Source organism: Streptomyces sp. NPDC052107, from assembly GCF_040680215.1.
Lineage (GTDB): Bacteria > Actinomycetota > Actinomycetes > Streptomycetales > Streptomycetaceae > Streptomyces.
The window spans coordinates 10,848-35,292 of the sequence record NZ_JBFAWG010000015.1 but is presented as its reverse complement, the minus strand read 5'-3'; the positions used below and the strand labels follow the sequence as shown (position 1 = coordinate 35,292).

The 24,445-nt window shown below is 71.7% G+C and carries 23 protein-coding genes; 14 read left to right on the top strand and 9 right to left on the bottom strand.

Annotation, left to right across the window (positions count from 1 at the left end):
• Nucleotides 1-175 precede the first annotated feature (175 nt).
• From AB0M27_RS18805 to AB0M27_RS18790, 4 genes are all read left to right on the top strand, one after another.
• Nucleotides 176-1,186, top strand: coding sequence for a polyprenyl synthetase family protein (locus AB0M27_RS18805; RefSeq protein ID WP_365722972.1), 1,011 nt, complete (start codon nt 176-178; stop codon nt 1,184-1,186).
• A gap of 822 nt (nt 1,187-2,008) precedes the next feature.
• A complete protein-coding gene (locus tag AB0M27_RS18800) occupies nt 2,009-3,223 on the top strand; it encodes a sigma-E factor regulatory protein RseB domain-containing protein (protein ID WP_365722971.1) in 1,215 nt (404 codons plus the stop codon).
• A 70-nt stretch (nt 3,224-3,293) separates the two neighbouring features.
• On the top strand, nt 3,294-4,292 hold the full coding sequence (locus AB0M27_RS18795) for an ABC transporter ATP-binding protein (protein ID WP_365722970.1): 999 nt from the start codon (nt 3,294-3,296) through the stop codon (nt 4,290-4,292).
• Nucleotides 4,279-5,196, top strand: coding sequence for an ABC transporter permease (locus tag AB0M27_RS18790; protein WP_365722969.1), 918 nt, complete (start codon nt 4,279-4,281; stop codon nt 5,194-5,196). The genes AB0M27_RS18795 and AB0M27_RS18790 overlap by 14 nt, the downstream gene beginning before the upstream one ends.
• 2 nt (nt 5,197-5,198) lie before the next feature.
• On the opposite strand, the gene AB0M27_RS18785 is transcribed toward AB0M27_RS18790, so the two are convergent.
• Nucleotides 5,199-5,792, bottom strand: a complete 594-nt coding sequence (locus tag AB0M27_RS18785) for an NAD(P)H-dependent oxidoreductase (RefSeq protein ID WP_365722968.1) — start codon at nt 5,790-5,792, stop codon at nt 5,199-5,201.
• A 195-nt stretch (nt 5,793-5,987) separates the two neighbouring features.
• Between AB0M27_RS18785 and AB0M27_RS18780 the strand changes: the two genes are divergently transcribed.
• Complete coding sequence (locus AB0M27_RS18780) at nt 5,988-7,076, top strand: hypothetical protein (RefSeq protein WP_365722967.1); 1,089 nt, start codon at nt 5,988-5,990, stop codon at nt 7,074-7,076.
• Nucleotides 7,077-7,088: 12 nt separating this feature from the next.
• Here the strand turns inward: AB0M27_RS18780 and AB0M27_RS18775 are convergent, their stop codons facing one another.
• The 3 genes from AB0M27_RS18775 to AB0M27_RS18765 all read right to left on the bottom strand — a co-directional run bounded on the left by AB0M27_RS18775 (nt 7,089) and on the right by AB0M27_RS18765 (nt 9,531).
• Nucleotides 7,089-7,568 (bottom strand): VOC family protein, encoded by a 480-nt coding sequence (locus AB0M27_RS18775; RefSeq protein ID WP_365722966.1) that lies wholly within the window; start codon nt 7,566-7,568, stop codon nt 7,089-7,091.
• A gap of 44 nt (nt 7,569-7,612) precedes the next feature.
• Nucleotides 7,613-8,563 (bottom strand): EamA family transporter RarD, encoded by a 951-nt coding sequence (rarD, locus tag AB0M27_RS18770; protein ID WP_365722965.1) that lies wholly within the window; start codon nt 8,561-8,563, stop codon nt 7,613-7,615.
• Nucleotides 8,564-8,676: 113 nt separating this feature from the next.
• Nucleotides 8,677-9,531, bottom strand: coding sequence for an SDR family oxidoreductase (locus tag AB0M27_RS18765; protein ID WP_365722964.1), 855 nt, complete (start codon nt 9,529-9,531; stop codon nt 8,677-8,679).
• Nucleotides 9,532-9,632: 101 nt separating this feature from the next.
• On the opposite strand from AB0M27_RS18765, the gene AB0M27_RS18760 reads away from it, so the two are divergent.
• Nucleotides 9,633-10,037 (top strand): helix-turn-helix domain-containing protein, encoded by a 405-nt coding sequence (locus AB0M27_RS18760; protein ID WP_365722963.1) that lies wholly within the window; start codon nt 9,633-9,635, stop codon nt 10,035-10,037.
• A gap of 18 nt (nt 10,038-10,055) precedes the next feature.
• On the opposite strand, the gene AB0M27_RS18755 is transcribed toward AB0M27_RS18760, so the two are convergent.
• The 5 genes from AB0M27_RS18755 to AB0M27_RS18735 form a co-directional block, all read right to left on the bottom strand.
• Nucleotides 10,056-11,153, bottom strand: coding sequence for a 2-oxoacid:ferredoxin oxidoreductase subunit beta (locus AB0M27_RS18755; protein ID WP_365722962.1), 1,098 nt, complete (start codon nt 11,151-11,153; stop codon nt 10,056-10,058).
• The gene (locus AB0M27_RS18750; RefSeq protein WP_365722961.1) at nt 11,146-13,074 is read right to left on the bottom strand and encodes a 2-oxoacid:acceptor oxidoreductase subunit alpha; all 1,929 of its coding nucleotides are present in this window, start codon (nt 13,072-13,074) and stop codon (nt 11,146-11,148) included. Before AB0M27_RS18750 ends, AB0M27_RS18755 begins: the two co-directional genes overlap by 8 nt.
• A gap of 263 nt (nt 13,075-13,337) precedes the next feature.
• On the bottom strand, nt 13,338-13,997 hold the full coding sequence (locus AB0M27_RS18745) for a response regulator transcription factor (protein WP_365723093.1): 660 nt from the start codon (nt 13,995-13,997) through the stop codon (nt 13,338-13,340).
• A 246-nt stretch (nt 13,998-14,243) separates the two neighbouring features.
• Nucleotides 14,244-15,587, bottom strand: coding sequence for a sensor domain-containing protein (locus AB0M27_RS18740; protein WP_365722960.1), 1,344 nt, complete (start codon nt 15,585-15,587; stop codon nt 14,244-14,246).
• Between the two features lie 399 nt (nt 15,588-15,986).
• The gene (locus AB0M27_RS18735) at nt 15,987-17,168 is read right to left on the bottom strand and encodes a sensor domain-containing protein (protein ID WP_365722959.1); all 1,182 of its coding nucleotides are present in this window, start codon (nt 17,166-17,168) and stop codon (nt 15,987-15,989) included.
• A 233-nt stretch (nt 17,169-17,401) separates the two neighbouring features.
• Here AB0M27_RS18735 and AB0M27_RS18730 point away from each other — a divergent pair, with 233 nt between their 5' ends.
• The 8 genes from AB0M27_RS18730 to AB0M27_RS18695 are packed head-to-tail and all read left to right on the top strand — an operon-like array spanning nt 17,402 to nt 24,444.
• Nucleotides 17,402-17,821, top strand: a complete 420-nt coding sequence (locus AB0M27_RS18730; protein WP_365722958.1) for an NADH-quinone oxidoreductase subunit A — start codon at nt 17,402-17,404, stop codon at nt 17,819-17,821.
• Nucleotides 17,812-18,408: an NADH-quinone oxidoreductase subunit B family protein gene (locus AB0M27_RS18725; protein ID WP_365722957.1), complete on the top strand. Its 597-nt coding sequence runs from the start codon at nt 17,812-17,814 to the stop codon at nt 18,406-18,408. Before AB0M27_RS18730 ends, AB0M27_RS18725 begins: the two co-directional genes overlap by 10 nt.
• A complete protein-coding gene (locus AB0M27_RS18720) occupies nt 18,405-19,883 on the top strand; it encodes an NADH-quinone oxidoreductase subunit C (protein WP_365722956.1) in 1,479 nt (492 codons plus the stop codon). The genes AB0M27_RS18725 and AB0M27_RS18720 overlap by 4 nt, the downstream gene beginning before the upstream one ends.
• The gene (locus tag AB0M27_RS18715; protein WP_365722955.1) at nt 19,880-20,848 is read left to right on the top strand and encodes a complex I subunit 1 family protein; all 969 of its coding nucleotides are present in this window, start codon (nt 19,880-19,882) and stop codon (nt 20,846-20,848) included. The genes AB0M27_RS18720 and AB0M27_RS18715 overlap by 4 nt, the downstream gene beginning before the upstream one ends.
• Nucleotides 20,848-21,399, top strand: a complete 552-nt coding sequence (locus AB0M27_RS18710) for an NADH-quinone oxidoreductase subunit I (protein ID WP_365722954.1) — start codon at nt 20,848-20,850, stop codon at nt 21,397-21,399. Before AB0M27_RS18715 ends, AB0M27_RS18710 begins: the two co-directional genes overlap by 1 nt.
• Nucleotides 21,396-22,079, top strand: a complete 684-nt coding sequence (locus tag AB0M27_RS18705) for an NADH-quinone oxidoreductase subunit J (RefSeq protein WP_365722953.1) — start codon at nt 21,396-21,398, stop codon at nt 22,077-22,079. Before AB0M27_RS18710 ends, AB0M27_RS18705 begins: the two co-directional genes overlap by 4 nt.
• A complete protein-coding gene (nuoK, locus tag AB0M27_RS18700) occupies nt 22,079-22,453 on the top strand; it encodes an NADH-quinone oxidoreductase subunit NuoK (RefSeq protein ID WP_365722952.1) in 375 nt (124 codons plus the stop codon). The genes AB0M27_RS18705 and nuoK overlap by 1 nt, the downstream gene beginning before the upstream one ends.
• Complete coding sequence (locus AB0M27_RS18695) at nt 22,450-24,444, top strand: NADH-quinone oxidoreductase subunit L (protein ID WP_365722951.1); 1,995 nt, start codon at nt 22,450-22,452, stop codon at nt 24,442-24,444. Before nuoK ends, AB0M27_RS18695 begins: the two co-directional genes overlap by 4 nt.
• The last annotated feature ends 1 nt before the right edge of the window (nt 24,445 follow it).

Sequence of the window (24,445 nt, the reverse complement as noted above, 5' to 3'; positions counted from 1 at the left end):
CTGCTCTTACTACTTGATCAAAAACATACCGGTCGTGATCCGATACCGCCCAGGCTGGACCGGTGGGCGCTATCGGTGATCGAAACAGGACCGGATACGCTGAGTTGAGTGATGGCAGCGACCTATCGACAAACCGTGTAATCGCCAGCAGACACCAGCAGACAGGAGACCCCTCGTGACCGTCGTCGGGCCGTTCGGGCTGAGCGTGCGGGACCAGGCTCTGGAAGCCGATGTCCAGGCCGGATTGGCGGCTGTCGAGGAAGGCTTGCTCGAGGCCACCAAGAGCGAGGTCCCGTTCATCACGGAGGCCGCGCAGCACCTCGTACGAGCCGGCGGGAAGCGGTTCAGGCCGCTGCTCGTGATGCTCGCGGCCCAGTTCGGCGACCCCTACGCGCCGGGCGTCGTGCCCTCGGCCGTGGTCGTGGAGCTGACCCACCTGGCCACGCTGTACCACGACGACGTCATGGACGAGGCGGCGGTGCGGCGCGGCGTGGACAGCGCCAACACCCGCTGGGGCAACTCCGTCGCGGTCCTCACCGGCGACTTCCTCTTCGCCCGCGCCTCCCAGATCCTCGCCGACCTCGGCCCCGAGGCGGTCCGGGTGCAGGCCCTCGCCTTCGAGCGGCTGGTCACGGGCCAGATCCTGGAGACCGCCGGCCCCTCCGACGGCCGCGACCCGGTCGAGCACTACCTGGACGTGCTCGGCGGCAAGACGGGCTCGCTGGTGGCGGTGTCGTGCCGGTTCGGCGCGATGATGTCCGGTGCCGACGAGACGGTCGTCGACGTGCTCACCCAGTACGGCGAGCGGCTCGGGGTCGCCTTCCAGCTCGCCGACGACGTCCTGGACATCGCCTCCGACTCGCACGAGTCCGGCAAGACCCCGGGCACCGACCTGCGCGAGGGCATCCCGACGCTGCCCGTGCTCCGGCTGCGCGAGCGCGCCGCCCGTCTCGGCCTGGCCGAGGACATCGCGCTGTGCGAGCTGCTCGACTCCGACCTCAGCGACGACGCCCGGCACGCCGAGGCGCTGGCCGCGCTGCGCGCCCACCCCGCGCTGGAGCAGGCCCGCCGGGACACCATCCGGTACGCGGAGGAGGCCCGCGCGGCGCTGGCGCCGCTGCGGGAGTGCGACGCCAAGGCCGCGCTGATGGAACTGTGCGACGCGGTGGTCCACCGCGCCGGCTGACTCGGCCGCCTGTCCGATCACGCCTTGCCTGCGGCGATCGACCCGGGGGCTTCCGGCTGTCCGCCGCGTCGGCTGACCCGGCCGCCTGCCCCGCCACGCCCCGCCTCCGCTCGGACGACCCGGCACACTTCCGGCTGTCCGCCGCGCCGCGTTGCGGGCTGTGGGGATCTGGCACGTCTTCGGCCGTGCGTCGCGCTTTGGTTCCGGCCGTGTGCCTCGTCGCCTTCGGTCCGTGCGACCCGGGCGCGGCTCCGGCCGTCTGCGGCGCCGCGCTTCCGGCCGTGTGCCTCGCCGCTTCCGGTCGTGCAAGCACGGCGCGCTTCCGTCCGTCTGTCGCGCCGTGCTTCGGCTGTACGTCACGGCGCGCTTCCGTCCGTCCGTCGCGCCGCAGCCGTACGTCACGGCGCGCTTCCGGCCGTCCGTCGCGCCGCAGCCGTACGTCACGGCGCGCTTCCGGCCGTCCGTCGCGCCGCAGCCGTACGTCACGGCGCGCTTCCGGCCGCCCGCCGCGCCGCGCCATCAGCCGTGCGACCCGGCATGGGCCGATGCGATCCGTACGCCCCGTGGGTCCGTACACCCCCCGCGCCCCCGTACGCCCCCCTCCATTCCGGTGAGACCCCTACGGGTCGGCGGAGTTCCTGACCCTGCGTGTCATACCCCAGGCGTACGCGGAGTTGGCTCCGAGGTCTGACGCTTCCTCATGGCTGATTTGGTGAGATGGAAACCACGGAAATCACCAATCCTCACCGATTCGGGTGAGAATGGCGGCTCGGGTGGACCAACGTGAGAACAGCCGCCGCCGACGACGGAGGTAAGGCACACATGGCACCGTACGAATCCGACGACGCAGTGGACGCCGCGGGAGTGGACGCCGCGGGGGGCGCTGAGCGAAACGCCGGGCGCCGCAGGGCGGCCCGTTACGCGGTCCCGGTCGCCGTGGTGGGGGTCGCGGCGGCCACGATCGGTCTGGTCCCGGCGCTCGCCGCCTCTGGCGACCCCGACCTGCCCCGGATCACCGCTCAGCAGCTCATCGAGAAGATCGCGAAGTCGGACGTGCAGCAGCTGTCCGGCACCGTGCGGATCAACACCGACCTCGGCCTGCCCGACCTCGGCGGCCTGGAGAACAGCCTGGCCTCCGGCGCCGCCAAGGGCTCCGGCGACGGTTCCTCCGCCGACCCGCAGTCCCAGCTCACCTCGCTGGTCTCCGGCAGGCACACGCTGCGCGTCGCCGCCGACGGCCCCGAGAAGCAGAAGCTGTCGCTGCTGGAGAGCGGCTCCGAGTACAGCCTCATCCACAACGGCAGGAACGTGTGGGGCTACGACAGCAAGACCAACGAGGTGTACCACGGCACCTCGGCCGACTCCGGCAAGGAGCACGACGCCGAGCCCCCGGCCACGCCGAAGGACTTCGCCGACCAGGCGCTGAAGTCGGTGGACGGCACCACGTCCGTCACCGTCGACGGCACCGAGCGGGTCGCCGGCCGCGACGCCTACAAGCTGCTGATCAAGCCCAGGCAGTCCGGCACCACGGTCGGCGCCATCAGCATCGCCGTCGACGCGAAGACGGGCATGCCGCTGAAGTTCACGCTGACGCCGAAGAGCGGCGGCGCCGCCGTCTTCGACGTGGGCTTCACCCAGGTCTCCTTCGCCAGGCCGGCCGCCTCGACCTTCACCTTCACCCCGCCCAAGGGCGCGAAGGTGACGGAGGAGAAGCAGGACTCCGCGGCTCGCAAGCACGCGCCCGAGTCCGGCGAGGACTTCGCCAAGGGCATGAACGGCGCCGACGTCCTCGGCAAGGGCTGGACGTCCATCGCCACCTTCGACACCGGCGCGAAGAGCGGCCTGCCGACCGGTTCCCAGGGCGGTGACCTCGGCGGCTTCCTCGGCTCGATCGGCGACAAGGTCTCGGGCAAGTTCGGCAAGGGCACGGTCTTCTCCACCCGGCTGGTCAACGCCCTGATCACCGACGACGGCAAGGTGTACGTCGGCGCGGTGACCAAGGACGCCCTGGTGAAGGCGGCGAACGAAGGGAAGTGACCCTGCCCGGGCACTACGGGCCGTGACCGTGAGTTGACCCTTCACGGGAGCACGAATCGAGGGGGAGCCGATGGACGGAGGGTCCGCCACGGAGCGGGAGGCGGGGGACGCGGCGGAGCGTGCTCCGGAGCAGCAGGAGGCGAGCGTCATCGCCACCCGCGGCCTCACCAAGCGCTACCGCGGCGGACAACTCGCCGTCGACGGACTCGACCTGACCGTCCCGGCGGGCAGCGTCTTCGGCTTCCTCGGTCCGAACGGCTCGGGCAAGACCACCACCATCCGCATGCTGATGGGCCTGATCGAGCCCACGGCGGGCACGGCACGCGTGCTGGGCCGCCCGATGCCCCGGTCGGCCCGGTCCGTGCTCCCCCAGATCGGCGCACTCATCGAGGGCCCCGCGCTGTACGGCTTCCTCTCCGGCCGGGACAACCTGCTGCGCTACGACGCCGCCGACCCGACCGCCGACCCCCGCACCCGGCACGCCCGCGTCGCCACCGCCCTGGACCGGGTGGGCCTCGCGGCCGCCGCCGGCAAGAAGGCGAAGGCCTACTCGCTGGGCATGAGACAGCGCCTCGGTCTGGCCGCCGCGCTGCTCCAGCCGCGCCGGCTGCTCGTCCTGGACGAGCCCACCAACGGCCTCGACCCGCAGGGCATGCGCGAGATCCGCACCCTGATCCGGGAGCTGGCCGCCGACGGCACGACCGTCTTCCTCTCCTCCCACCTCCTCGACGAGATCGAGCAGGTCTGCACCCACGCGGCGGTCATGGCGCGGGGCCGGCTCGTCACCCAGGGCGCGGTGGCCGACCTGGCGGCCGGGGCGCGCGGCCGGCTGGTGGTGACCACCCCGGATCCGGCCGAGGCGGCCCGGGTGCTGAAGGAGCAGGGCGTCGGGGACGTCACCGTCGACGGCGACCGGGTCACCGCCGAGCCGCCCGCGCGGGACCTCGCGGAGGTGAACGCGGCCCTGGTCGCGGCGGGGATCCGGGTCCGGGGGTTCACGGTCGAACGGGCGTCGCTGGAGGACGCGTTCGTGGCGCTGACAGGGGAGGGCTTCGATGTCGCGGGCTGAGACGGCCTCCGTGAACGGTAGGGCCCCCGAGCCCGGGACGGCCCCCGTGTCCGCGGTGCGCCGACCGAGCCCTCTGTGGGCGTTCGGGCTGCTGCGCAGCGAACTCGTCACGACCCTCCGACGCTGGCGCACGCTCGCCCTGCTCGGGGTGCTGGCCGCCGTGCCGGTGCTGGTCGGGATCGCGGTGAGGATCCAGACGCGGGGCGACAGGACGGTGGACCACAGCGGCCAGGGCCCGGCGTTCATGACACAGATCACCAACAACGGCCTGTTCCTGGTGTTCACGGCACTGGCCGCGACCCTGCCGTTCTTCCTGCCGATGGCCGTCGGGGTCGTCGCGGGCGACGCGATAGCGGGCGAGGCGGGCGCGGGCACCCTGCGCTATCTGCTGGTCGCCCCGGCCGGCCGCGCCCGGCTGCTGCTCACCAAGTACACGACGGTGATGGCGTTCTGCGTGCTGGCCACGCTGGTCGTGGCCGGCTCGGCGCTGATCGTGGGCGCGCTGCTCTTCCCGCTGGGCGACCTCACGACCATATCCGGCACCAGGATCAGCTTCACCGAGGGCCTCGGCCGGGCCCTGCTGATCGCCCTGGTGGTCGCCGCCTCACTGGTCGGCCTGGCGGCGCTCGGCCTGTTCGTGTCGACGCTCACGAACAGCGGCATCGCGGCGATGGCGACCACCGTCGGCATACTCATCACGGTCCAGATCCTCGACCAGATACCCCAGTTGCACGCGCTGCGGCCGTACCTGTTCTCGCACTACTGGCTGTCCTTCGCCGACCTGGTGCGCGACCCCGTCTACTGGGACGACCTGGTGAAGAACCTCGGCCTCCAGGCGCTGTACGCGGCCGTGTTCGGCTCGGCGGCCTGGGCGCGGTTCACGACGAAGGACATCAGCGCGTAGGGCTAGCCGGCGGGCGTCTCGTACGGGAAGCGCGCGAAGGGGGCGTCCTGCGCGAAGAAGGTCTTCGCGCGTGCCAGCGCGTCGGTGTCCTTCAGCACGTCACCCGGGGCGCTGCCGTTACCCAGCAGGACGCCGCCGAAGCGCATCCCCATGTAGGCGGCCGAGTTGTTGAGCGTGCCGACGTAGGGTTCGGCGACCGACGTCTCGTCATGGGCGAGCGCGGCTATGCCCCAGAGCGTACGCCCGGCCAGGGTCGCCTTGAAGTCGACGCCCGGGGTGCGCAGCCAGCCCGACCAGTGGTCCAGGTAGCGCTTGGTGAGGCCGGACACCGAGTACCAGTACAGCGGCGAGGCGATCACGATGTCCGTGGCCGCCAGCGTGGCGTCCAGCAGCAGACCGGTCGCGCTGTCCGAGGGCGGCCGTACGTGCTCGCTGTCGTGCCGCTGGTCCACGAAGTCGGGCAGTGGGTGCTCGGCCAGGCGGATCCAGCGTTGTTCGACGTCACCGGGCAGTTGCTCGGCCGCCGCGTGGGCCAGCAACTCGGTGTTGCCCTCGGCGCGGGCGCTGCCCAGGACGAAGAGAAAACGACGGTTCATGGGTCCCCCCGGGGCGTGCTGTCGTACAGCGGCTAAAGGCGCACGCATTATATGCACACGCAAGAATTCTGGGCCAGGGTGCGGCTGGTGCGAGGCTGTGACGCTGCGGTGACGCGGAAACCGAAGCGAGCCGACACACTGGTCGGCAGGACGCGTACGACCGGATCGCGACGCCGGGGGAGTGAGGGAAAACCGATGTCTCGAGTCAGCTTCGAGAAGAAGCGGGCGCAGCAGCCCGTGGCGCATCCGGCGGTGGTACCGGTCCGGGTGTTCGGCGCGGGAGGCGCGTCGGTCGGCGGGGCATCGGTGGTGGCGGCGCCGGGCGAGGAGATCCAGCAGGCCGTCCTCAACCACCTCCAGCGTCTGGCCATCAGCATCGGCGCCCCCATACGCGCCACGATCCACGACGACCTCGCGGGTTGCGTGGTTCCCCTGGAGGTCTCGGCGGACGGCTCCAGCCGGGTCACGGGGCAGGCGGTACGGGTGGCCGTGCCGGCGGAGCCGGGTGCGGCGGGCGTGGCCTCACGGGCAGCCGTGGCTTCGCCGGAGGGCGTGCGGGATGTGCCCCCGATCACGCAGCCGGCGCCCGTGCCGGCCGGGACCGTACAGGCACCGCCGGGGCAGTTCGGTCCCGCCCCGGTCATGTCGGTCACCAAGGCCCCGGCGCCCGTCATGCCGGTCGCCAAGGCCCCGGCGCCCGTCACCGACGTCCTCGAACCCGAGCCCGCCCCCACCACCCCGACTCCCACCCCCGCCCGCGGTTTCGACGCCGTCGCCGAGGAGGTGCTCGGGGACGAGCCCGTGACCGAGACCGCGGAGGGGGCCGAGTTGCTCACCGAGCCGATGACGCGGATCAACGAGGCCGTGCGCTCCGGCCGTATCGAGGCGGCGGCGCAACTCGCCGACCGTACGGTCGCCGAGGCGACCACCGTGCTGGGCCCCGGCCATGCCGAGGTGCTGCACCTGCGCGAACTGTCCGCCTACATCACCTACTTGGGAGGCGACCCGGTCGGTGCCTGCCGGCAGTCCCTGGACCTCGCCCGGCTGCGCCGGCAGGCGCGGGACGCGGAGGCCGCGTACGGCAACGTGCAGAGCGCGGCGACCGCATGGCGTGCGGTGCGCGACCCCGAGGAGGGCCTGCGGCTGGGCCGCAACCTCATCGAGCTGTGGGCGGACCTCACTACCGAGCCGGGTCCCGCCGCCGCCGACCCGCACCCGCTGGAGTCCGCCCGCGCCCGCATGGTCCGCCTGACCGACCGCGCGGCCCGTGGCGCACAGCCGTGACCGGCGACAGCTCTAGTGCACGCAGAACTCGTTGCCCTCCGGGTCCGCCATCACCACCCATGCGCCCGAGGGTTCCTTCACCTCGTTCAGCACCCGCGCGCCCAGCGCCCGAAGCCGTGCCACCTCGTCGGCGCGCCGGCCCTCGCCGGGGTGCAGGTCCAGGTGGAGCCGGTTCTTGACCGTCTTCGGCTCCGGCACGCGCTGGAACAGCAGCCGCCGGCCGAGCCCGGTGCCGGTCTCCGGGTCGTACGGGTCGTCGGGGTGCCGTACGGCGATCAGGTCACGGAAGGCGGGCCGGCCGTGGTACTCGACCGTGGCCTCGCCGGGCAGCGCGCCGAGGGACAGCAGCCGTTCGATCAGGGTGCTGTTGTCCTCGGCCGTGTAGTGCAGCGTGGCGGCCCAGAAGTCGGCCTGGGCGTGCGGGTCGGCCGCGTCGATGACGAGCTTCCAGTGCAGCGGGGCAGGGGCCTCGGTGGGTGACTGAGTCGACATGCTCACCACTTATAGCGGCGAGCACTGACTTCGGACCCACCGAATCAGGTTTCCACCGGCGCTGAATCGGGCGTCTCCACCCGGGGCAGGCCCAGCGGCTCCCGCGGCCTGCGCGCCGCGCGCAGCGCGTCGCCCGTGAGGAGCATCAGCGCCAGCCAGACCAGCGCGAACCCGGCCCAGCGTTCGGGCGGCATGGCCTCGTGGAAGTAGAAGATGCCGAGCAGGAACTGGAAGACGGGCGCCAGGTACTGCAGCAGGCCCAGCGTGGACAGGGGCACACGAATCGCCGCCGCGCCGAAGCAGACGAGGGGCAGTGCGGTGACCAGGCCGGTGGAGGCGAGCAGGACGGCGTGCCCGGTCCCCTCGTTCAGGAAGCTGGCCTTGCCGTGCGCACCGAGCCACAGCAGATAGCCGAGCGCGGGCAGGAACTGGATCGCGGTCTCGGCGGCCAGCGACTCCAGGCCGCCGAGGGCGACCTTCTTCTTGACCAGGCCGTAGGTGGCGAAGGAGAACGCGAGGACGAGCGAGATCCACGGAGGGCGGCCGTAGCCGACGGTCAGGACGACGACGGCGGCGAGGCCGGTGGCGACCGCCGCCCACTGCACGGGCCGCAGCCGCTCCTTCAGCAGCAGCACGCCCATCGCGATGGTCACCAGCGGGTTGATGAAGTACCCGAGGGAGGCCTCGACGACATGGCCGGAGTTCACGGACCAGATGTAGACGCCCCAGTTCACCGTGATGACAGCGGCGGCCACGGCGATGAGCCCCAGCCGGCGGGGCTGGCGCAGCAACTGTCCGGCCCACGCCCAGCGCCGTACGAAGAGCAGGGCGACGGCGACGACGACCAGGGACCACACCATGCGGTGGGCGAGGATCTCCACCGCCCCGGCGGGCTTCAGCAGGGGCCAGAACAGGGGCACCAGGCCCCACATGCCGTAGGCGGCGAAGCCGTTCAGCAGGCCTATTCGGTGCTCACCCTTGGACTTCCCGGCCATGGGGCCCCTCCCTCTCGCATCAGGCACGCGAGAAGGAAGGTAGCGCCGAGCACCCCCGGCTGTCATGGCCGTATCGCCATACGGTCATGACAGTCCGAGGGGTGTCGGACGGCTCAGCCCTTGAGTGCGGCGGTGACCGCCTCCGCCAGCGGGGTGGTGGGACGGTCGATCAGCCGCGACAGGTCGCCGGAGGAGACCACCAGCTCGCCCTTCTCGACCGAGGCGTCCACACCGGCCAGGATCGTGGCCAGCGGCCCGGGCAGCCCGGCGCCGGTCAGGATGCCGGCGAAGGTCTCCACGGAGACCGCGTTGTAGACGATCTCCTTGCCGGTCTGCCGGCTCAGCTCGGCCGCGTACTCGGCGAAGCCCCACGCCTCGTCGCCGCCCAGCTCGTACGTCTTGTTCTCGTGGCCCTCGCCGGTCAGCACCGCGACCGCGGCGGCGGCGTAGTCGGCGCGGGCGGCCGAGGACACCCGGCCGTCGCCGGCGGCCTGGACGACCGCGCCGTGCTCCAGCACCGGGGCCAGGTTCTCGGTGTAGTTCTCGTGGTACCAGCCGTTGCGCAGCAGGGTGTACGGCAGGCCGGAGGCGAGCAGTACCTCCTCCGTCGCCCGGTGGTCGTCCGCGAGCGCGGCGGTGAGACTGCCCGGGGCGCTGGTGTAGGCGAGCAGCGCCACGCCGGCGGCCTTGGCGGCGTCGATGACGACCTTGTGCTGCTGCACCCTGCCCTTGTCGAACTCGTTGCCGGAGATCAGCAGGACCTTGTCACCGGCGGCGAAGAGGCCGTCGAAGGTCTCGGGCGCGTTGTAGTCGGCGACGGCCAGCTTCACCCCGCGGGCGGCGAAGTCGGCGGCCTTCGCCTCGTCGCGCACGACGGCGGTGATCCGCTGCGCCGGAACCTTCTCCAGCAGCTGCTCCACGACGTGCCGGCCGAGGTGTCCGGTGGCTCCGGTGACGACGATGCTCATGGTTCGCAACTCCTTGTGGGATGCCGTGTATCTCGTATGGCACTCACCTTAGGATGGGCGCTAACCCAGCGAAAGTACCCACTTTGAAGTAAGGTACGGGCATGTCGGTAAGTGACTGGAAGGGCGACGGCGAGGCCATGTGCCCCCACCGCCTGGTCCTGGAGCACGTGACCAGCCGTTGGGGCGTGCTGGTGCTGATCCAGCTCCTCGACCGCCCGCATCGCTTCAGCGAACTGCGTCGGGCGATCAGCGGCCTCGGCGGGCGTGGCGTCAGCGAGAAGATGCTCACGCAGACCCTCCGGACCCTGGAGCGCGACGGTCTCGTCCACCGGGACGCCAAGCCCGTCATCCCGCCGCGCGTCGACTACTCCCTGACAGAGCTGGGCCGCGAGGCGGCGGAACAGGTGCGCGCGCTGGCCCGGTGGACCGAGCAGCGCATGGACGACGTGCTCAGCGCCCGCCGGGCATACGACGAGGCCCGGGACGTCCGGTCCCGGGCCTCATAGCCAAGCCGAAAGGCGTTCTCAGCCGATGACCGTCCAGGTGTCCCCGCCCGCCAGCAGCGCGGCCAGGTCGCCCTTGCCCTTCTGCTCGATCGCGGTGTCCAGCTGGTCGGCCATCGCCGTGTCGTAGACCGGCCGGTCGACCGAGCGGAAGACACCGATCGGGGTGTGGTGCAGGGTGTCGGGGTCGGCGAGCCGGGAGAGCGCGAAGGCGGTGGTCGGGGACGTGGCGTGGGCGTCGTGGACCAGGATGTCCGCCTCGTTCTCCGCCGTCACGGTGACGACCTCCAGGTCACCGGTGGCCTTGTTGCGTACAACGCCGCGCCCGCCTCCCCCACTCTCGGCTTCGCTCGAGCGGGAGGTGCCCCCACCGCCGAAGCGGATCGGCTGCCCGTGCTCCAGCCGGATCAGGGCCTCCTCGGCCTGCTGCTTGTCCTTCAAGGCGTCGAAGGCGCCGTCGTTGAAGATGTTGCAGTTCTGGTAGATCTCGATCAGCGCGGTGCCCGGGTGGTCGGCGGCCGCGCGGAGCACCTCGGTCAGGTGCTTGCGGTCGGAGTCGATGGTGCGGGCGACGAAGGACGCCTCCGCTCCGATCGCCAGCGACACCGGGTTGAACGGCGCGTCCAGCGAGCCCATCGGCGTCGACTTGGTGATCTTGCCGAGCTCGGAGGTCGGGGAGTACTGGCCCTTGGTCAGGCCGTAGATCCGGTTGTTGAACAGCAGGATCTTCAGGTTGACGTTGCGGCGCAGGGCGTGGATCAGGTGGTTGCCGCCGATCGACAGCGCGTCGCCGTCACCGGTGACCACCCACACCGACAGATCACGCCTGCTGGTCGCCAGGCCGGTGGCGATCGCCGGGGCGCGGCCGTGGATGGAGTGCATCCCGTAGGTGTTCATGTAGTACGGGAAGCGGGAGGAGCAGCCGATGCCGGAGACGAAGACGATGTTCTCCTTGGCCAGCCCCAGCTCCGGCATGAAGCCCTGCACGGCGGCGAGGATCGCGTAGTCACCGCAGCCCGGGCACCAGCGCACCTCCTGGTCCGACTTGAAGTCCTTCATCGACTGCTTGGCCTCGGCCTTGGGGACCAGCTGCAGCAGCCCGTTGCCGGTGTCAGTCATCGATGGCCTCCTTCAGCGCCGCGGCGAGCTGTTGCGCCTTGAACGGCATGCCGTTGACCTGGTTGTAGGAGCGGGCGTCGACCAGGTACTTCGCCCGGATCAGGGTGGCCAGCTGCCCGAGGTTCATCTCGGGGATCACCACCTTGTCGTACCGCTTCAGGACGGTGCCGAGGTTGCGCGGGAAGGGGTTGAGGTGGCGCAGATGGGCCTGCGCGATTCCCTCGCCGGCCGCCCGCAGCCGCCGTACCGCCGCCGTGATCGGGCCGTACGTCGAGCCCCAGCCCAGCACCAGCGTGCTCGCGCCGTGCGGGTCGTCGACCTCGATGTCGGGGACCTCGATCCCGTCGATCTTGGCCTGCCGGGTGCGGACCATGAAGTCGTGGTTGGCCGGGTCGTAGGAGATGTTGCCCGTGCCGTCCTGCTTCTCGATGCCGCCGATGCGGTGCTCCAGGCCCGGGGTGCCCGGGATCGCCCACGGCCGGGCGAGGGTCTCGGGGTCGCGCTTGTACGGCCAGAAGACCTCGGTGCCGTCGTCCAGGGTGTGGTTCGGGCCGGAGGCGAACTGCACCCGAAGATCCGGCAGTTCGTGCAGGTCCGGGATCCGCCACGGCTCGGAGCCGTTGGCCAGGTAACCGTCGGACAGCAGCATCACCGGGGTGCGGTAGGTCAGGGCGATCCGGGCCGCCTCCAGAGCCGCGTCGAAGCAGTCCGCCGGCGTCTTCGGCGCCACGATCGGCACCGGGGCCTCGCCGTTGCGGCCGAACATCGCCTGCAGCAGGTCCGCCTGCTCGGTCTTGGTCGGCAGACCCGTGGACGGGCCGCCACGCTGGATGTCGACGACCAGCAGCGGCAGCTCCAGGGAGACCGCGAGGCCGACCGTCTCGCTCTTCAGTGCGACACCGGGACCGGAGGTGGTGGTCACCGCGAGCGAGCCGCCGAACGCCGCGCCCAGCGCCGCGCCGATGCCCGCGATCTCGTCCTCCGCCTGGAAGGTCCGCACGCCGAAGTTCTTGTGCTTGCTCAGCTCGTGCAGGATGTCCGAGGCCGGGGTGATCGGGTACGAGCCCAGGAACAGCGGCAGGTCCGCCTGCTGGGACGCGCTGATCAGGCCGTAGGCCAGGGCGAGGTTGCCGGAGATGTTCCGGTAGGTGCCGACCGGGAAGGCCTTGGCGGCCGGGGCGACCTCGTAGGAGACGGCGAAGTCCTCCGTGGTCTCGCCGAAGTTCCAGCCCGCCCGGAACGCGGCGATGTTCGCCGCCATGATCTGAGGCTTCTTCGCGAACTTCGACTTCAGGAACTTCTCGGTGCCCTCGGTCGGCCGGTGGTACATCCACGACAGCAGACCCAGCGCGAACATGTTCTTGCTGCGCTCGGCCTCCTTGCGGGAGAGGTCGAACTCCTTCAGCGCCTCCACCGTGAGGGTGGTCAGCGGCACCGGGTGCAGGTTGTAGCCGTCCAGCGAGCCGTCCTCCAGCGGGGAGGTGCCGTAGCCGACCTTCTGCAGGGCGCGCTTGGTGAACTCGTCCGTGTTGACGATGATCTCGGCGCCGCGCGGCAGATCGCCGATGTTCGCCTTCAGCGCGGCCGGGTTCATGGCGACCAGGACGTTCGGCGCGTCGCCGGGGGTGAGGATGTCGTGGTCGGCGAAGTGGAGCTGGAAGCTGGAGACGCCGGGCAGGGTGCCGGCGGGAGCGCGGATCTCGGCGGGGAAGTTGGGCAGGGTGGAGAGGTCGTTGCCGAAGGACGCGGTCTCCGAGGTGAACCTGTCACCGGTGAGCTGCATGCCGTCACCCGAGTCCCCCGCGAACCGGATGATCACCCGGTCCAGGCGCCGTACGTCCTTGACGCCGCCCGGTTTGCGCTGCTCTCCGACGACGGCTCCGTCGGCCTGCTCCGCCTGGCTGCTGACCTGGCTGGTCACTGAACTGGACCTCCTTCGAGGCGGCTGTCCGGGGCGTGGTCATCCCGCGGACCATCCCAGGATCAACCCTACGTCGGTTAGGGTCGCCTTCCCGAGGCGATCCACAGAATGGACGACATTCGAGTCGGCCCGTGGCGCTTTCGAGTCGGCGCTGAGGTGTCAGGACGTCCTTCCCCGGCCGTCTCCTCCGGTCTTCCATCCGGGTACCCGGTCTTCCCACCGAAGCCGGACCGTCCGACGCCCTGCTGACAGTGTTCTTCGGGTCAGGAGTTCAGATAGGTCAGTACGGCCAGAACACGCCGGTGGTCCCCTTCGCTCGGAGCCAGCCCGAGCTTCAGGAAGATGTTGCTGACGTGCTTCTCAACGGCGCCGTCACTGACCACCAACTGCTTGGCGATCGCCGAGTTCGTGCGTCCCTCCGCCATCAGCCCGAGCACCTCGCGCTCGCGCGGGGTGAGCCCCGCCAGCACGTCCTGCTTGCGGCTGCGGCCGAGCAGCTGCGCGACCACCTCGGGGTCCAGCGCCGTACCGCCCTGGGCCACCCGCACCACCGCGTCCACGAACTCGCGGACCTCGGCGACCCGGTCCTTCAGCAGATAGCCCACACCCCGGCTGGAACCGGCCAGCAGTTCGGTGGCGTAGCGCTCCTCCACGTACTGCGAGAGCACCAGCACGCCGAGCCCCGGATGGGCCTTCCGCAGCCGTACGGCCGCCCGCACGCCCTCGTCGGTGTGTGTCGGCGGCATCCGTACGTCCGCCACCACGACGTCGGGCAGTTCGCCCTGCGCGTCCAAGTCGGCGACGGTCTTGACCAGCGCCTCCGCGTCCCCGACGCCGGCCACGACATCGTGCCCGCGGTCGGTCAGCAGCCGGGTCAGGCCCTCCCTGAGCAGCACTGAGTCCTCGGCGATGACCACCCGCACCCTGTCCTCCACGATCTCCCGGCCCCCCGAGCCCGATCCCGCTCCGCGACGACGTCCGTCCTCACGGAGATCCAGCGTTCCAGCGTACGGAGGTCCAGCATTCCAGCATTCGGTACGCGCCGCTCGCCTCATCAGCACAATCCCGCCTCCGGGGAGGGGGCGGGAAGGGCCGGGGCGGGGGTGGGATCTTCTTCATGCCTGTGCCGGTGATCGATGGGTGGGGCGTCGGCGATTCAGGTCCTCGCGTCAGTCTCGCCAGGGCAGTTCCGCGATCACCCGGGTGGGGCCGCCTTCCGGGGAGTCCACCACGAAGACGCCGTCCACGGCGTCCAGGCGGCCGGCGAGACCGGCCAGGCCCGAGCCGCGGGTGACGTCCGCGCCGCCGACGCCGTCGTCGATCACCTGCAGCATCAGCCGGTCCTCCGCGCGCCACACGTCCACCGAGGCGGACCGAGCCCGGCTGTGCTTGCTGATGTTCTGCAGCAGTTCGGAGACGGTGAAGTAGGCGATGCCCTCGATGGCCGGCGCCGGACGGGCCGGCAGATCGACCTCCACCCGCACCGGCACCGCGCAGCGGGAGGCGACCGCGGACAGGGCCGCGTCCAGGCCCCGGTCGGTCAGTACGGCCGGGTGGATACCGCGGGCGAGATCGCGCAGCTCCTGCAGCGCCGTCTTCACCTCGCCGTGCGCCTCGTCCACCATCCGTGCCGCCGCCCGCGGATCCTCCCGCAGCTTCTCCTTCGCCAGCCCCAGGTCCATGGCGAGGTTGACCAGCCGGGCCTGGGCCCCGTCGTGCAGGTCCCGCTCGATGCGGCGCAGATCGGCGGCGGCCGTGTCGACCACCACCCCGCGGTCCGACTCCAGTTCCACCACCCGCGCCGACAGCAGCGACGGCCCCAGCAGGCCCCGGACCAGCAGCCCGTCCACCGTCGTCAGGGCCCGTACGATCCACGGCGTGGCCAGCGTGAACAGCAGCCCGACCAGCGCGGTCACGGTGATCTCGAAGGGGTTGTCGAGATAGACGCTGTGGTGCTCGTCGCCGTACAGCTGGATGCCGCCCTGGCCGACGTACGCCGGGAAGACCCAGAACCACAGCGGGTACGTCAGCAGCGTCCAGCCCGTCGTCCACAGGCTCACCGCCACCGAGAACGAGAACACCGCCCACGGGAACTGCACCAGCGCGTACAGCAGGTTCCGCCAGGAGGTGCCGCTCTTGAGCACCGCGCCCATCCAGGCCAGCGCCCCGGGCTTGCGCATCCGCAGCGGCTCCGGCTCGGCCACGTCCAGCCGCAGCAGCCCCCGCGCCCGCGCCCGCTCCAGCGCGCCGAAGCCCCGGCAGCCGGCCAGCGCCGCCGCGAGCACCGGGACGCCGAGGAAGGTCACCAACAGGCCCGCGCCGAGCGACGCCATGGTCACCGTCCAGGTGAACAGCACGATCGAGATCGGCAGGCTCAGCAGGACATAGCCGAACTCGCGCCAGCTGCGCGCCTCGAACGGCGCCCGCAGCGCGGCGGGCAGCCGGTGGCCGGCGCCGGCGGACTGATCCTCACCCCGTCCGTATCCGTACCCGTGTCCGTATTCCGTGGCCATCGATTCCGTCCCGTTCTCCTCGTCCCAGCGGCGGTTCAGCCGTGTTTCCAGGGTCGTGCGGCGGGGGTTTGCGGGCCATGGAGTCCGTCGGCGTCTTGGGGCGGGGGTTTTCCCCACCTGTTGCCTCCGGCGGACAGCCGTTCGCCCGGTGCGGTCGGCTTCTTGGTGCGGTTGGCCGTTGGTGGCGTTGCGCGGGATCGCCGTGGGGGGTCTGCTTGCGGGGCGGCTGCGGGTTCGTCGGGGTCGCTCGCGCAGATCCCCACGCCCCTAGGGGGATGCAGTCGCCCGCACCCGCATGGGGAACCGTCGCTCTCTCTGGTTATCAAGGGTCCAGAGAGCCAGTCGCCCGCACCCGCATGGGGAACCGTCGGCCGTTCCACCCGCATGCGGCGCCGCCGGCTACTCCGTCCGGTCCCTCCACGGCAGCTCCGCCGTGACCACCGTCGGGCCGCCGGGCGGGGAGTCGAGGACGAACAGGCCGTCCACCGCGCCCAGCCGGTCCGCGAGGCCGCGCATGCCGGTGCCGCCCTCCAGGCGGGCACCGCCCCGGCCGTCGTCGCGGACCTGGATGAGCAGCCGTTCCTCGGTGCGCCACACGTCCACCGAGGCGGTCCGGGCCTGGCTGTGCTTGCTGATGTTCTGGAGCAGTTCGGAGACGGTGAAGTAGGCGATGCCCTCGATGGCCGGCGCCGGGCGGTCCGGCAGGTCCACGGTCACCTTCACCGGCACCGTGCAGCGGGTGGCGACCGAGGACAGGGCCGCGTCCAGGCCCCGGTCGGTGAGCACGGCCGGGTGGATGCCCCGGGCCAGGTCGCGCAGCTCCTGGAGGGCCAGCTTCACCTCGCCGTGCGCCTCCTCCACCATCGCCGCCGCCGTGTCGGGATCCTCCAGCAGCTTCTCCTTGGCCAGACCGAGCCCCATGGCCAGGTTGACCAGCCGGGCCTGCGCCCCGTCGTGCAGGTCCCGCTCAATGCGCCGCAGATCGGCGGCGGCCGTGTCGACCACGACCCCGCGGTCCGACTCCAGCTCGGCGATACGGCGTTCCAGCTCGTCCGAGGGCGACAGCAACCCGCGCACCATGAAGCGGTCGACGTTCGCCAGGCCCCGCGCCAGGTACGGCAGCACCGGCCACAGCACGAACAGCGAGGTCAGCACGGTGCAGAAGGTGAGGATGCCCCAGGGCAGCCGGATGACGTCGTACAGCAGCGTCCGCCAGCCCACCGGGTCCTTCAGCGCCATCCACAGCCGCTGCGTCAGCCCGCCGCTCTTCGCGAGCGGCAGCGGGGTCGGCTCCTCCACCCGCACCCCGAGCAGCCATCGCGCGCGGGCCCGCTCCAGCTTCCCCAGCTGCCGGGCGCCCAGCAGACTGAGCGCCAGCAGCGGAAGGCCGACGACGGTGATCGTCAGAGACCCGCCGACGGGCAGCACAGTGATCGCGTAGACGAAGCCGAACAGCGTCACCGGCAGGTTCAGCAGGAGATACAGGATCTCCTTCCAGGTGTGCGCGTCGTACGCCGGCCGGATCGGGGGCAGACGGTCGGGGCCGTCGGCCTGGCCGACGGCGGAGCTGGTAGCGGTCATACCGGTCAGCCTGCCGTGCCCGGCACCCTCCGCGCCATGCGGTACGCCGCCCTCCGCCGACGGGGGAAAACCCCACCTCGAACGCGTCGGACGGCTCCGTCAGCTGTCTCATGGCGTGACGGGCTGCTTACCGGTTCTTTATCAGGGCCTAGACTCCGGTGCGTACGGATCCTCGAACATGCGGGATCACGGAATCCACTCAGGTCACACGGTCAGGGAGCGAGGGACGGACGGTGCGGGAGACGTTGGGGGACTCGACGACCGCCGCGGGGAACGTCATCGCGGCCGGCTACTTCCAGTCCTACTCGGTGGTGGGACTGCTCGCGCTCATCGGCGTGCTGTTCGTCGCGGTCGCCTTCGGCGCGGGCCGCCTGCTGCGCCCGGTCGTGCCGACCCCCGAGAAACTCCTGACCTACGAGTGCGGCGTCGACCCGGTCGGCGAGGGCTGGGCCCACACCCAGGTCCGCTACTACGTCTACGCCTTCCTGTACGTGATCTTCGCGGTCGACTCCATCTTCCTGTTCCCCTGGGCGACGGTCTTCGCCGCCCCCGGCTACGGCGCGACGACGCTCGTGGAGATGTTCGTCTTCCTCGGCTTCCTCGCCGTCGGCCTGCTGTACGCATACAAGAAGGGCGTCCTGGCATGGACGTGACCCCCACACCTGTGTCGCTCCCGGAGCCGAAGCGGCTGGGCGCGCTCGCCCGCCTGGCCCCCGAGCCGATGAAGGTGGTCCTCAACTGGGGCCGCCGCTACTCGCTCTGGGTCTTCAACTTCGGCCTCGCCTGCTGCGCGATCGAGTTCATCGCCGCGTCGATGGCCCGCCACGACTTCATCCGCCTCGGCGTGATCCCGTTCGCGCCCGGCCCCCGCCAGGCCGACCTGATGGTCGTCTCCGGCACGGTCACGGACAAGATGGCCCCGGCCGTCAAGCGCCTGTACGAGCAGATGCCCGAGCCGAAGTACGTCATCTCCTTCGGCGCCTGCTCCAACTGCGGCGGCCCCTACTGGGACTCCTACTCCGTCACCAAGGGCGTCGACCAGATCATCCCGGTGGACGTGTACGTCCCCGGCTGCCCGCCGCGCCCCGAGGCGCTGCTCCAGGGCATCCTCAAGCTCCAGGAGAAGATCGCCCGAGAGTCGCTGGGCGAGCGGTACGGCCACTCCCGCCCGTCCGCGGCCGCCCTGACCAGCGACCTGGTGAAACCGCCCGCCCCCGCTGGAGAGGGGGAGGGACGATGAGCACGGTCGGCTGGCTGCCCGCCCCGGTCGAGGACCTCTTCGGTACGGACGCCACGGCCGAGGAGTCGTACGACCTCCTCACCGTGGACGTACCGCCGTCCTCCTGGCTCACCGCCCTGGAGACGGCCCGTACGACCCTGGGCTGCACCTACTTCGACTGGCTGAGCGCGGTCGACGAACCGGGCACGGGCTTCCGCGTCTCCGCCCACGTCGTCGCCCTGGGCCCGGTCCGCCGCCTCCTCGTCCGCACGACCGTCCCGCACGAGGCGCCGACGCTGCCCTCCGCCGTCGGCGTCTACGCGGGCGCCGCCTGGCACGAGCGCGAGACCCACGAGATGTTCGGCGTGGTGTTCGAGGGCCACCCCGGCCTGGAGCACCTGCTCCTCCCGGAGACCTTCGAGGGCCACCCGCTCCGCAAGGACTTCGTCCTCGCCGCGCGTGTCGCCAAGGCCTGGCCCGGTGCGAAGGAGCCCGGCGAATCCGAGCACGGCGGCCCGAAGCGCCGCCAGATGCTCCCCCCGGGCGTGCCCGACCCCAACGAGTGGGGCCCCCTGAAAGGCCAGCTGCCTCCGGCCCCGGCCCGCCCGGCGCGGGGCGCGGGCCGGGCGGCGGGCGAACGCCCAGCAGCTGCTCGTGCAGGCGCGGCCGGAGACCGCCCGGTACGACGGACCCGCACGGCGGCACAGGGCTCGGCGAGTCAGACGCCGCAGGCGGCCCCGACCGAGCCGACCGAGCCGACCGAGCCGACCGGCGAGGCTGCTGCCGGGCCTGCCGGTGCGCGGCCTCGGCGGACGCGGAGCGCCGGCGAGGGGTCGGTGAGCCAGACGCGGACACCTCAGGACGCGGCCGAGCTCAAGCAGACCGCCGCCGAGGGCGACGCGACCCGTGCCGCGGCAGCGGAAGGTCCGGCCGCCGAGGCCTCCGTGGCCCACGAGCCCACCCCCGCCCCGGCCCGGCCCCGCCGCGCCCGCAGCACCTCGGAGGGCTCGGCCTCACAGCGACCCCAGGCTCCGGAACCGACGGCACCGGCCACCGACGAGCCGACGGAACCGGCTGCTGCGGGTGAGCGGCCGGCACCGGCTGCGGAAGAGCCGAGGGCACCGGCTACGAGTGAGCCGGCGGCGGCGGGCAGTGCCGCTCGTCCCGCCCGTCGGAGCACGGCCCCGCGCAGCTCGGACGCCCCGTGGCACCACGCCCGCCCGGCCTTCGAGGAGCCCGAACAGGTCCCGGCGGGGCCCGAACAGGCGCCGGAGGAACCGGGAACGACCGCTGCGGGGCCCGAACAGGCCTCGACGGAACCTGACCGAACGTCTGCCGAACCGGAGCGGAGCCCTGCCGAACCCGAGCAGCTCGAGCGGCAACCCGAACGGTCCGCCGCCCCCGGTGACGACCTCACCGGCGGCGACGCGCCCGCCACCCCCGGCAACCCCGAACCCGAGCCCACCGACGACAACCCCACAGGAGGCCCGCAGTGAACGGCGCGCTGGACGTCGCCCTGCGACTCCTGGTCGTGTTCGTCGTCTTCCTCACCTTCCCGCTGATCGTCGGCCAGACCGAGCACAAGGTGATGGCGCACATGCAGGGCCGCCTCGGCCCGATGTACGCGGGCGGCTTCCACGGCTGGGCGCAGCTCATCGCGGACGGCGTGAAGTTCGCGCAGAAGGAGGACGTGGTCCCGGCCGGCGCCGACCGCCGCGTCTTCCAGCTCGCCCCCGCCGTGGCCCTGCTGCCGTACCTCCTCGTGCTGCTCGCCATCCCGATCGGCCCCGGCGAGGGCGCCGTCGGCCAGGTCCTGGACGCGGGCGTGTTCTTCGTGCTCGCGGTGATGGGCGTCGGCGTGCTCGGCTCGCTCATGGCCGGCTGGGCCAGCGCGAACAAGTTCTCCCTGCTCGGCGGCCTGCGCACGGCCGCCCAGCTGCTCGCCTACGAGCTTCCGATGCTGCTCGCCGCCGCCTCGGTCGCGATGGCGGCGGGCACGGTCTCCCTGCCCGGCATCCTGCACGGCTTCCACTGGTGGTGGGTGCCCTGGCAGATCGTCGGCGCGGTCGTCTTCTTCGTCGCCGGACTCGCCGAGCTGCAGCGCCCGCCGTTCGACATGCCCGTGGCCGACTCGGAGATCATCTTCGGCGCGTACACCGAGTACACCGGTCTGCGGTTCGCACTCTTCCTCCTCGCCGAGTACGCCGGAATCGTCGTCCTGTGCGGCCTGACCACCGTCCTCTTCCTGGGCGGCTGGCACGGCCCGTGGGGCCACGACGGCCTGGGCTGGCTGTGGACCCTGCTGAAGACCGCGATCCTCGCCTTCCTCGTCATCTGGCTCCGCGTCACCTACCCGCGCCTGCGTGAGGACCAGCTCCAGAAGCTGTCCTGGACCCTCCTCGTCCCCCTCTCCCTCGCCCAGATCGCCCTCACCGGCACCGTCAAGGTGGTGATCTCCTAGTGGCTCCGATCCCCGGCTCCGGCCTTGCCAAGGGCCTGGCCGTCACCCTCCGCACGATGACCAGGAAGACGGTCACCGAGCAGTACCCGGACGCCCAGCCCGAACTGCCGCCCCGCACGCGTGGCGTGATCGGCCTGTTCGAGGAGAACTGCACGGTCTGCATGCTCTGCGCCCGGGAATGCCCGGACTGGTGCATCTACATCGACTCCCACAAGGAGACGGTCCCGCCAGCCACCCCCGGCGGCCGCGAGCGCAGCCGCAACGTCCTCGACCGGTTCGCCATCGACTTCTCCCTGTGCATGTACTGCGGTATCTGCATCGAGGTGTGTCCTTTCGACGCGTTGTTCTGGTCTCCGGAGTTCGAGTACGCCGAGACCGACATCCGTGACCTCACCCACGAGCGGGACAAGCTCCGCGAGTGGATGTGGACCGTCCCGGCCCCGCCGGCCCTCGACCCCGCCGCCGAGGAGCCGAAGGAGATCGCCGCCGCCCGCAAGACCGCCGAGAAGCTGGCGGCCGCTCAGGCCGATCCGGGGGAGGGCGCGTCATGACCCTCGCCTCGACCCTGAGTCCCGCCGCGGGTCACCCCGGCGTGCACCTGGCCGCGGCCTCGCCCGGCTTCCTGTCCCCGACCGGCGTCGAGATCGCCTTCCTCCTCGTCGGCCTGGTCACCTTCGGCGCCGCGCTGGTCACCGTCACCACCCGCCAGCTGGTGCACGCCGCCCTGTGGCTGGTGGTCGCGCTCGGTGGTCTCGCCGTGGAGTACCTGCTGCTCACGGCCGAGTTCATCGCCTGGGTGCAGGTCCTGATCTACGTCGGTTCCGTCGTCGTCCTTCTGCTGTTCGGTCTGATGCTCACCAAGGCCCCCATCGGCCGCTCCCCGGACGCCGACTCCGGCAACCGCTGGGCCGCCCTGACCGTCGCGGTCGCCGCCGCCGTCGCCCTGGTCTGGGTGGTCGTCGACGCCTTCCGCACCACCTGGGTCGACCTGAACGGCCCCGCCGCCGGCTCCACCCGGGTCACGGGCGAGAGCCTGTTCCGGAACTGGGTGCTGCCCTTCGAGGCGCTCTCCGTCCTGCTCCTCGCGGCCCTGGTCGGCGCGATCGTCCTGTCCCGCAAGGCGAAGGCGGAGTCGAACCCTCCCCATGTGAACTCCCGAGGCGTCACCGAGAGTTCCCCCTCCGTCACGGATTCCGGAATTCACCCGGTCGAGCAGGAAGGCGCCCGCTGATGCACCTCGCCTACCCGGCCGTCCTCTCCGCCCTCCTGTTCTGCACCGGCCTCTACGGCGTCCTCGCCCGCCGCAACGCGATCCTGGTCCTGATGTCGGTCGAGCTGATGCTCAACGCCGTCAACCTCAACCTCGTCGCCTTCGACGTCTGGCTCAGCCGGGCCGCGAAGGACACCCTGCACTCCGGCCAGGCGCTGACCCTGTTCACCGTCACCATCGCCGCCGCCGAGATCGGCATCGGCCTGGCGATCGTGCTCGCCGTCTACCGCAACCGCGGCACCTCCGACATCGACAAGCTCCGCGACACCGCCGAGGGCCCCGGCACCGAGGGACCCGGCTCCTCCGCGGCCGAGAAGGCTGAGGCCACCGCGTGACCACGACCACCCTCGCCGCCCTCGTCCCCCTTCTGCCGTTCCTCGGCGCCGCGGCCGGACTGCTGCTCGGCCGCACCGCGCCCGGGTTCGTCCGCCCGCTCGCCGTGCTGCCGCCGCTGGTCTCGCTCGTGCTGGCCGCACTCGTCGCCGCGCGCCAGGGCGGCGGACCGGCGATCAGCGCCCACACCGAGCTGACGCCCACCGGCTCGGTCCCGATCGAGCTGGCGCTGTACATCGACGGCTTCGCCGCGCTCGTCGCGATCCTGGTCGCGTTCGTCGCGGCCTGCGTGCAGATCTACTCGACCGGCTATCTGCGCGACGACCCGCGCTACCCCTCGTACGCCGCCCTCGTCTCCCTGTTCACCTCCGCGATGCTCCTGGTCGTCTACTCCGGTGACCTGATCGTGCTGCTGGTCGGCTGGGAAGTCATGGGCATCTGCTCCTACTTCCTGGTCGGCCACTACTGGGAGACCCCCGAGGCCCGCGCCGCCTCCCTGAAGGCCTTCCTGGTCACCAAGCTCGGCGACGTGCCGTTCCTCATCGGCCTGTTCGCGCTCGCCACCGACGCCGGCTCGTTCCGGATCACGCGCGTCCTCGGCGCCGTCGCGAGCGGCAACCTGCACCATCCGACGGTGGTCGCCCTGCTGCTCCTCGCGGGCGTCGCGGGCAAGTCGGCACAGTTCCCGCTGCACACCTGGCTCCCGGACGCGATGGCGGGCCCCACGCCCGTCTCGGCGCTGATCCACGCCGCGACGATGGTCGCCGCCGGTGTCTACTTCGTCGCCCGTCTCCTTCCGGTCTTCGAGGCCTCCCAGGCCGCGATGCTGGTGCTCGCCGTCATGGCCGCCGTCACGATGGTCGGCTCCGGTCTCGCGGCACTCGCCCAGGACGACATCAAGCGCGTCCTCGCCTACTCGACGATCGGCCAGCTCGGCTACATGACCGGCGCCCTGGCCGTAGGCGACCGCGGTGCCGCCGTCTTCCACCTCCTGTCCCACGGTGCCTTCAAGGCGCTGCTGTTCCTCGCGGCCGGCGTGATCATCCACGCCGCCGGGACCAACTCACTGGCCGCCATGTCCCGCATGCACGGGCTGCGCGACCGCGTCCCGGACGCCTACTGGACGATGACCGTGGCGCTCCTCGCGCTCGCCGCGATCCCGCCGTTCAGCGGCTTCTTCTCCAAGGAGTCCGTCCTCGGCGCCGCCGAGCACGCGGCCGACGGTGACACCCTGCACGTGCCGGGCGCGGCCGGCTGGATCGTCCTCGCCGCCGGTCTGGTCACGGCGCTGCTCACCGCCGCCTACGCGACCCGGCTGTGGCTGCTGGCCTTCCGTGGCCGGGGCGCCGAGGCCCCTGACCACGGCCGCCAGCCGCTGACGATGACCGTGGTGCTGTGGGTCCTCGCCGTGCCGTCCCTGGCCTTCGGCGGGCTCGCCTACCGCTCGCTGCCCGGCTGGTTCGACGGCCGCGACCTGTCCCCGACCCTGCTCACCTCCATCCTCGGCACGGGCCTCGCCGTGGTCGGCGGGCTGCTCACCTACGGCGCCTGGCAGCGCACCACCCAGCTCGCCGCCCGGGTCCCGCTGGGCGCGGTCGCCGCCCATCCGGAGGAGGACGCCGGGCTGGTCGAGGCCGAGGCCATCGCCACCCACGAGCCGGCCTACGGCGACATCGCCTACACGCCCGACCCGGCGGACCCGGCGCGGCTGCTGCTCGGCCCGCTGCGCCGCCACGCGGCCGTCGGCTTCCACCTGGACGCCGTGTACGCGGCGCTGTTCGTCCGCCCGGTGCAGGCCGGAGCGAGCCTCGTCCGGTTCCTCGACCGCGAGGTCGTCGAGACCTACGTACAGGGCGCGGCCGGCCTGCCGCGGCTGCTCGGGGCCGCCGTACGCCGGGCGCAGACCGGCAATGTGCAGACCTATGTGAGCGCGCTGCTCGCCGGCACCGTCGTCCTGGTGGTCGCCGTCGTCCTCGTCGCCACGGGAGCGTGAG

What these genes read in the sequence shown, in the direction of transcription:
- AB0M27_RS18800 (WP_365722971.1), top strand. Translation starts at nt 2,009, where the DNA reads ATGGCACCGTACGAATCCGACGACGCAGTGGACGCCGCGGGAGTGGAC.
- AB0M27_RS18795 (WP_365722970.1), top strand. Translation starts at nt 3,294, where the DNA reads ATGGACGGAGGGTCCGCCACGGAGCGGGAGGCGGGGGACGCGGCGGAG.
- AB0M27_RS18790 (WP_365722969.1), top strand. Translation starts at nt 4,279, where the DNA reads ATGTCGCGGGCTGAGACGGCCTCCGTGAACGGTAGGGCCCCCGAGCCC.
- AB0M27_RS18785 (WP_365722968.1), bottom strand. Translation starts at nt 5,792, where the DNA reads ATGAACCGTCGTTTTCTCTTCGTCCTGGGCAGCGCCCGCGCCGAGGGC.
- AB0M27_RS18780 (WP_365722967.1), top strand. Translation starts at nt 5,988, where the DNA reads ATGTCTCGAGTCAGCTTCGAGAAGAAGCGGGCGCAGCAGCCCGTGGCG.
- AB0M27_RS18775 (WP_365722966.1), bottom strand. Translation starts at nt 7,568, where the DNA reads ATGTCGACTCAGTCACCCACCGAGGCCCCTGCCCCGCTGCACTGGAAG.
- rarD (WP_365722965.1), bottom strand. Translation starts at nt 8,563, where the DNA reads ATGGCCGGGAAGTCCAAGGGTGAGCACCGAATAGGCCTGCTGAACGGC.
- AB0M27_RS18765 (WP_365722964.1), bottom strand. Translation starts at nt 9,531, where the DNA reads ATGAGCATCGTCGTCACCGGAGCCACCGGACACCTCGGCCGGCACGTC.
- AB0M27_RS18760 (WP_365722963.1), top strand. Translation starts at nt 9,633, where the DNA reads ATGTCGGTAAGTGACTGGAAGGGCGACGGCGAGGCCATGTGCCCCCAC.
- AB0M27_RS18755 (WP_365722962.1), bottom strand. Translation starts at nt 11,153, where the DNA reads ATGACTGACACCGGCAACGGGCTGCTGCAGCTGGTCCCCAAGGCCGAG.
- AB0M27_RS18740 (WP_365722960.1), bottom strand. Translation starts at nt 15,587, where the DNA reads ATGGCCACGGAATACGGACACGGGTACGGATACGGACGGGGTGAGGAT.
- AB0M27_RS18735 (WP_365722959.1), bottom strand. Translation starts at nt 17,168, where the DNA reads ATGACCGCTACCAGCTCCGCCGTCGGCCAGGCCGACGGCCCCGACCGT.
- AB0M27_RS18725 (WP_365722957.1), top strand. Translation starts at nt 17,812, where the DNA reads ATGGACGTGACCCCCACACCTGTGTCGCTCCCGGAGCCGAAGCGGCTG.
- AB0M27_RS18720 (WP_365722956.1), top strand. Translation starts at nt 18,405, where the DNA reads ATGAGCACGGTCGGCTGGCTGCCCGCCCCGGTCGAGGACCTCTTCGGT.
- AB0M27_RS18705 (WP_365722953.1), top strand. Translation starts at nt 21,396, where the DNA reads ATGACCCTCGCCTCGACCCTGAGTCCCGCCGCGGGTCACCCCGGCGTG.
- nuoK (WP_365722952.1), top strand. Translation starts at nt 22,079, where the DNA reads ATGCACCTCGCCTACCCGGCCGTCCTCTCCGCCCTCCTGTTCTGCACC.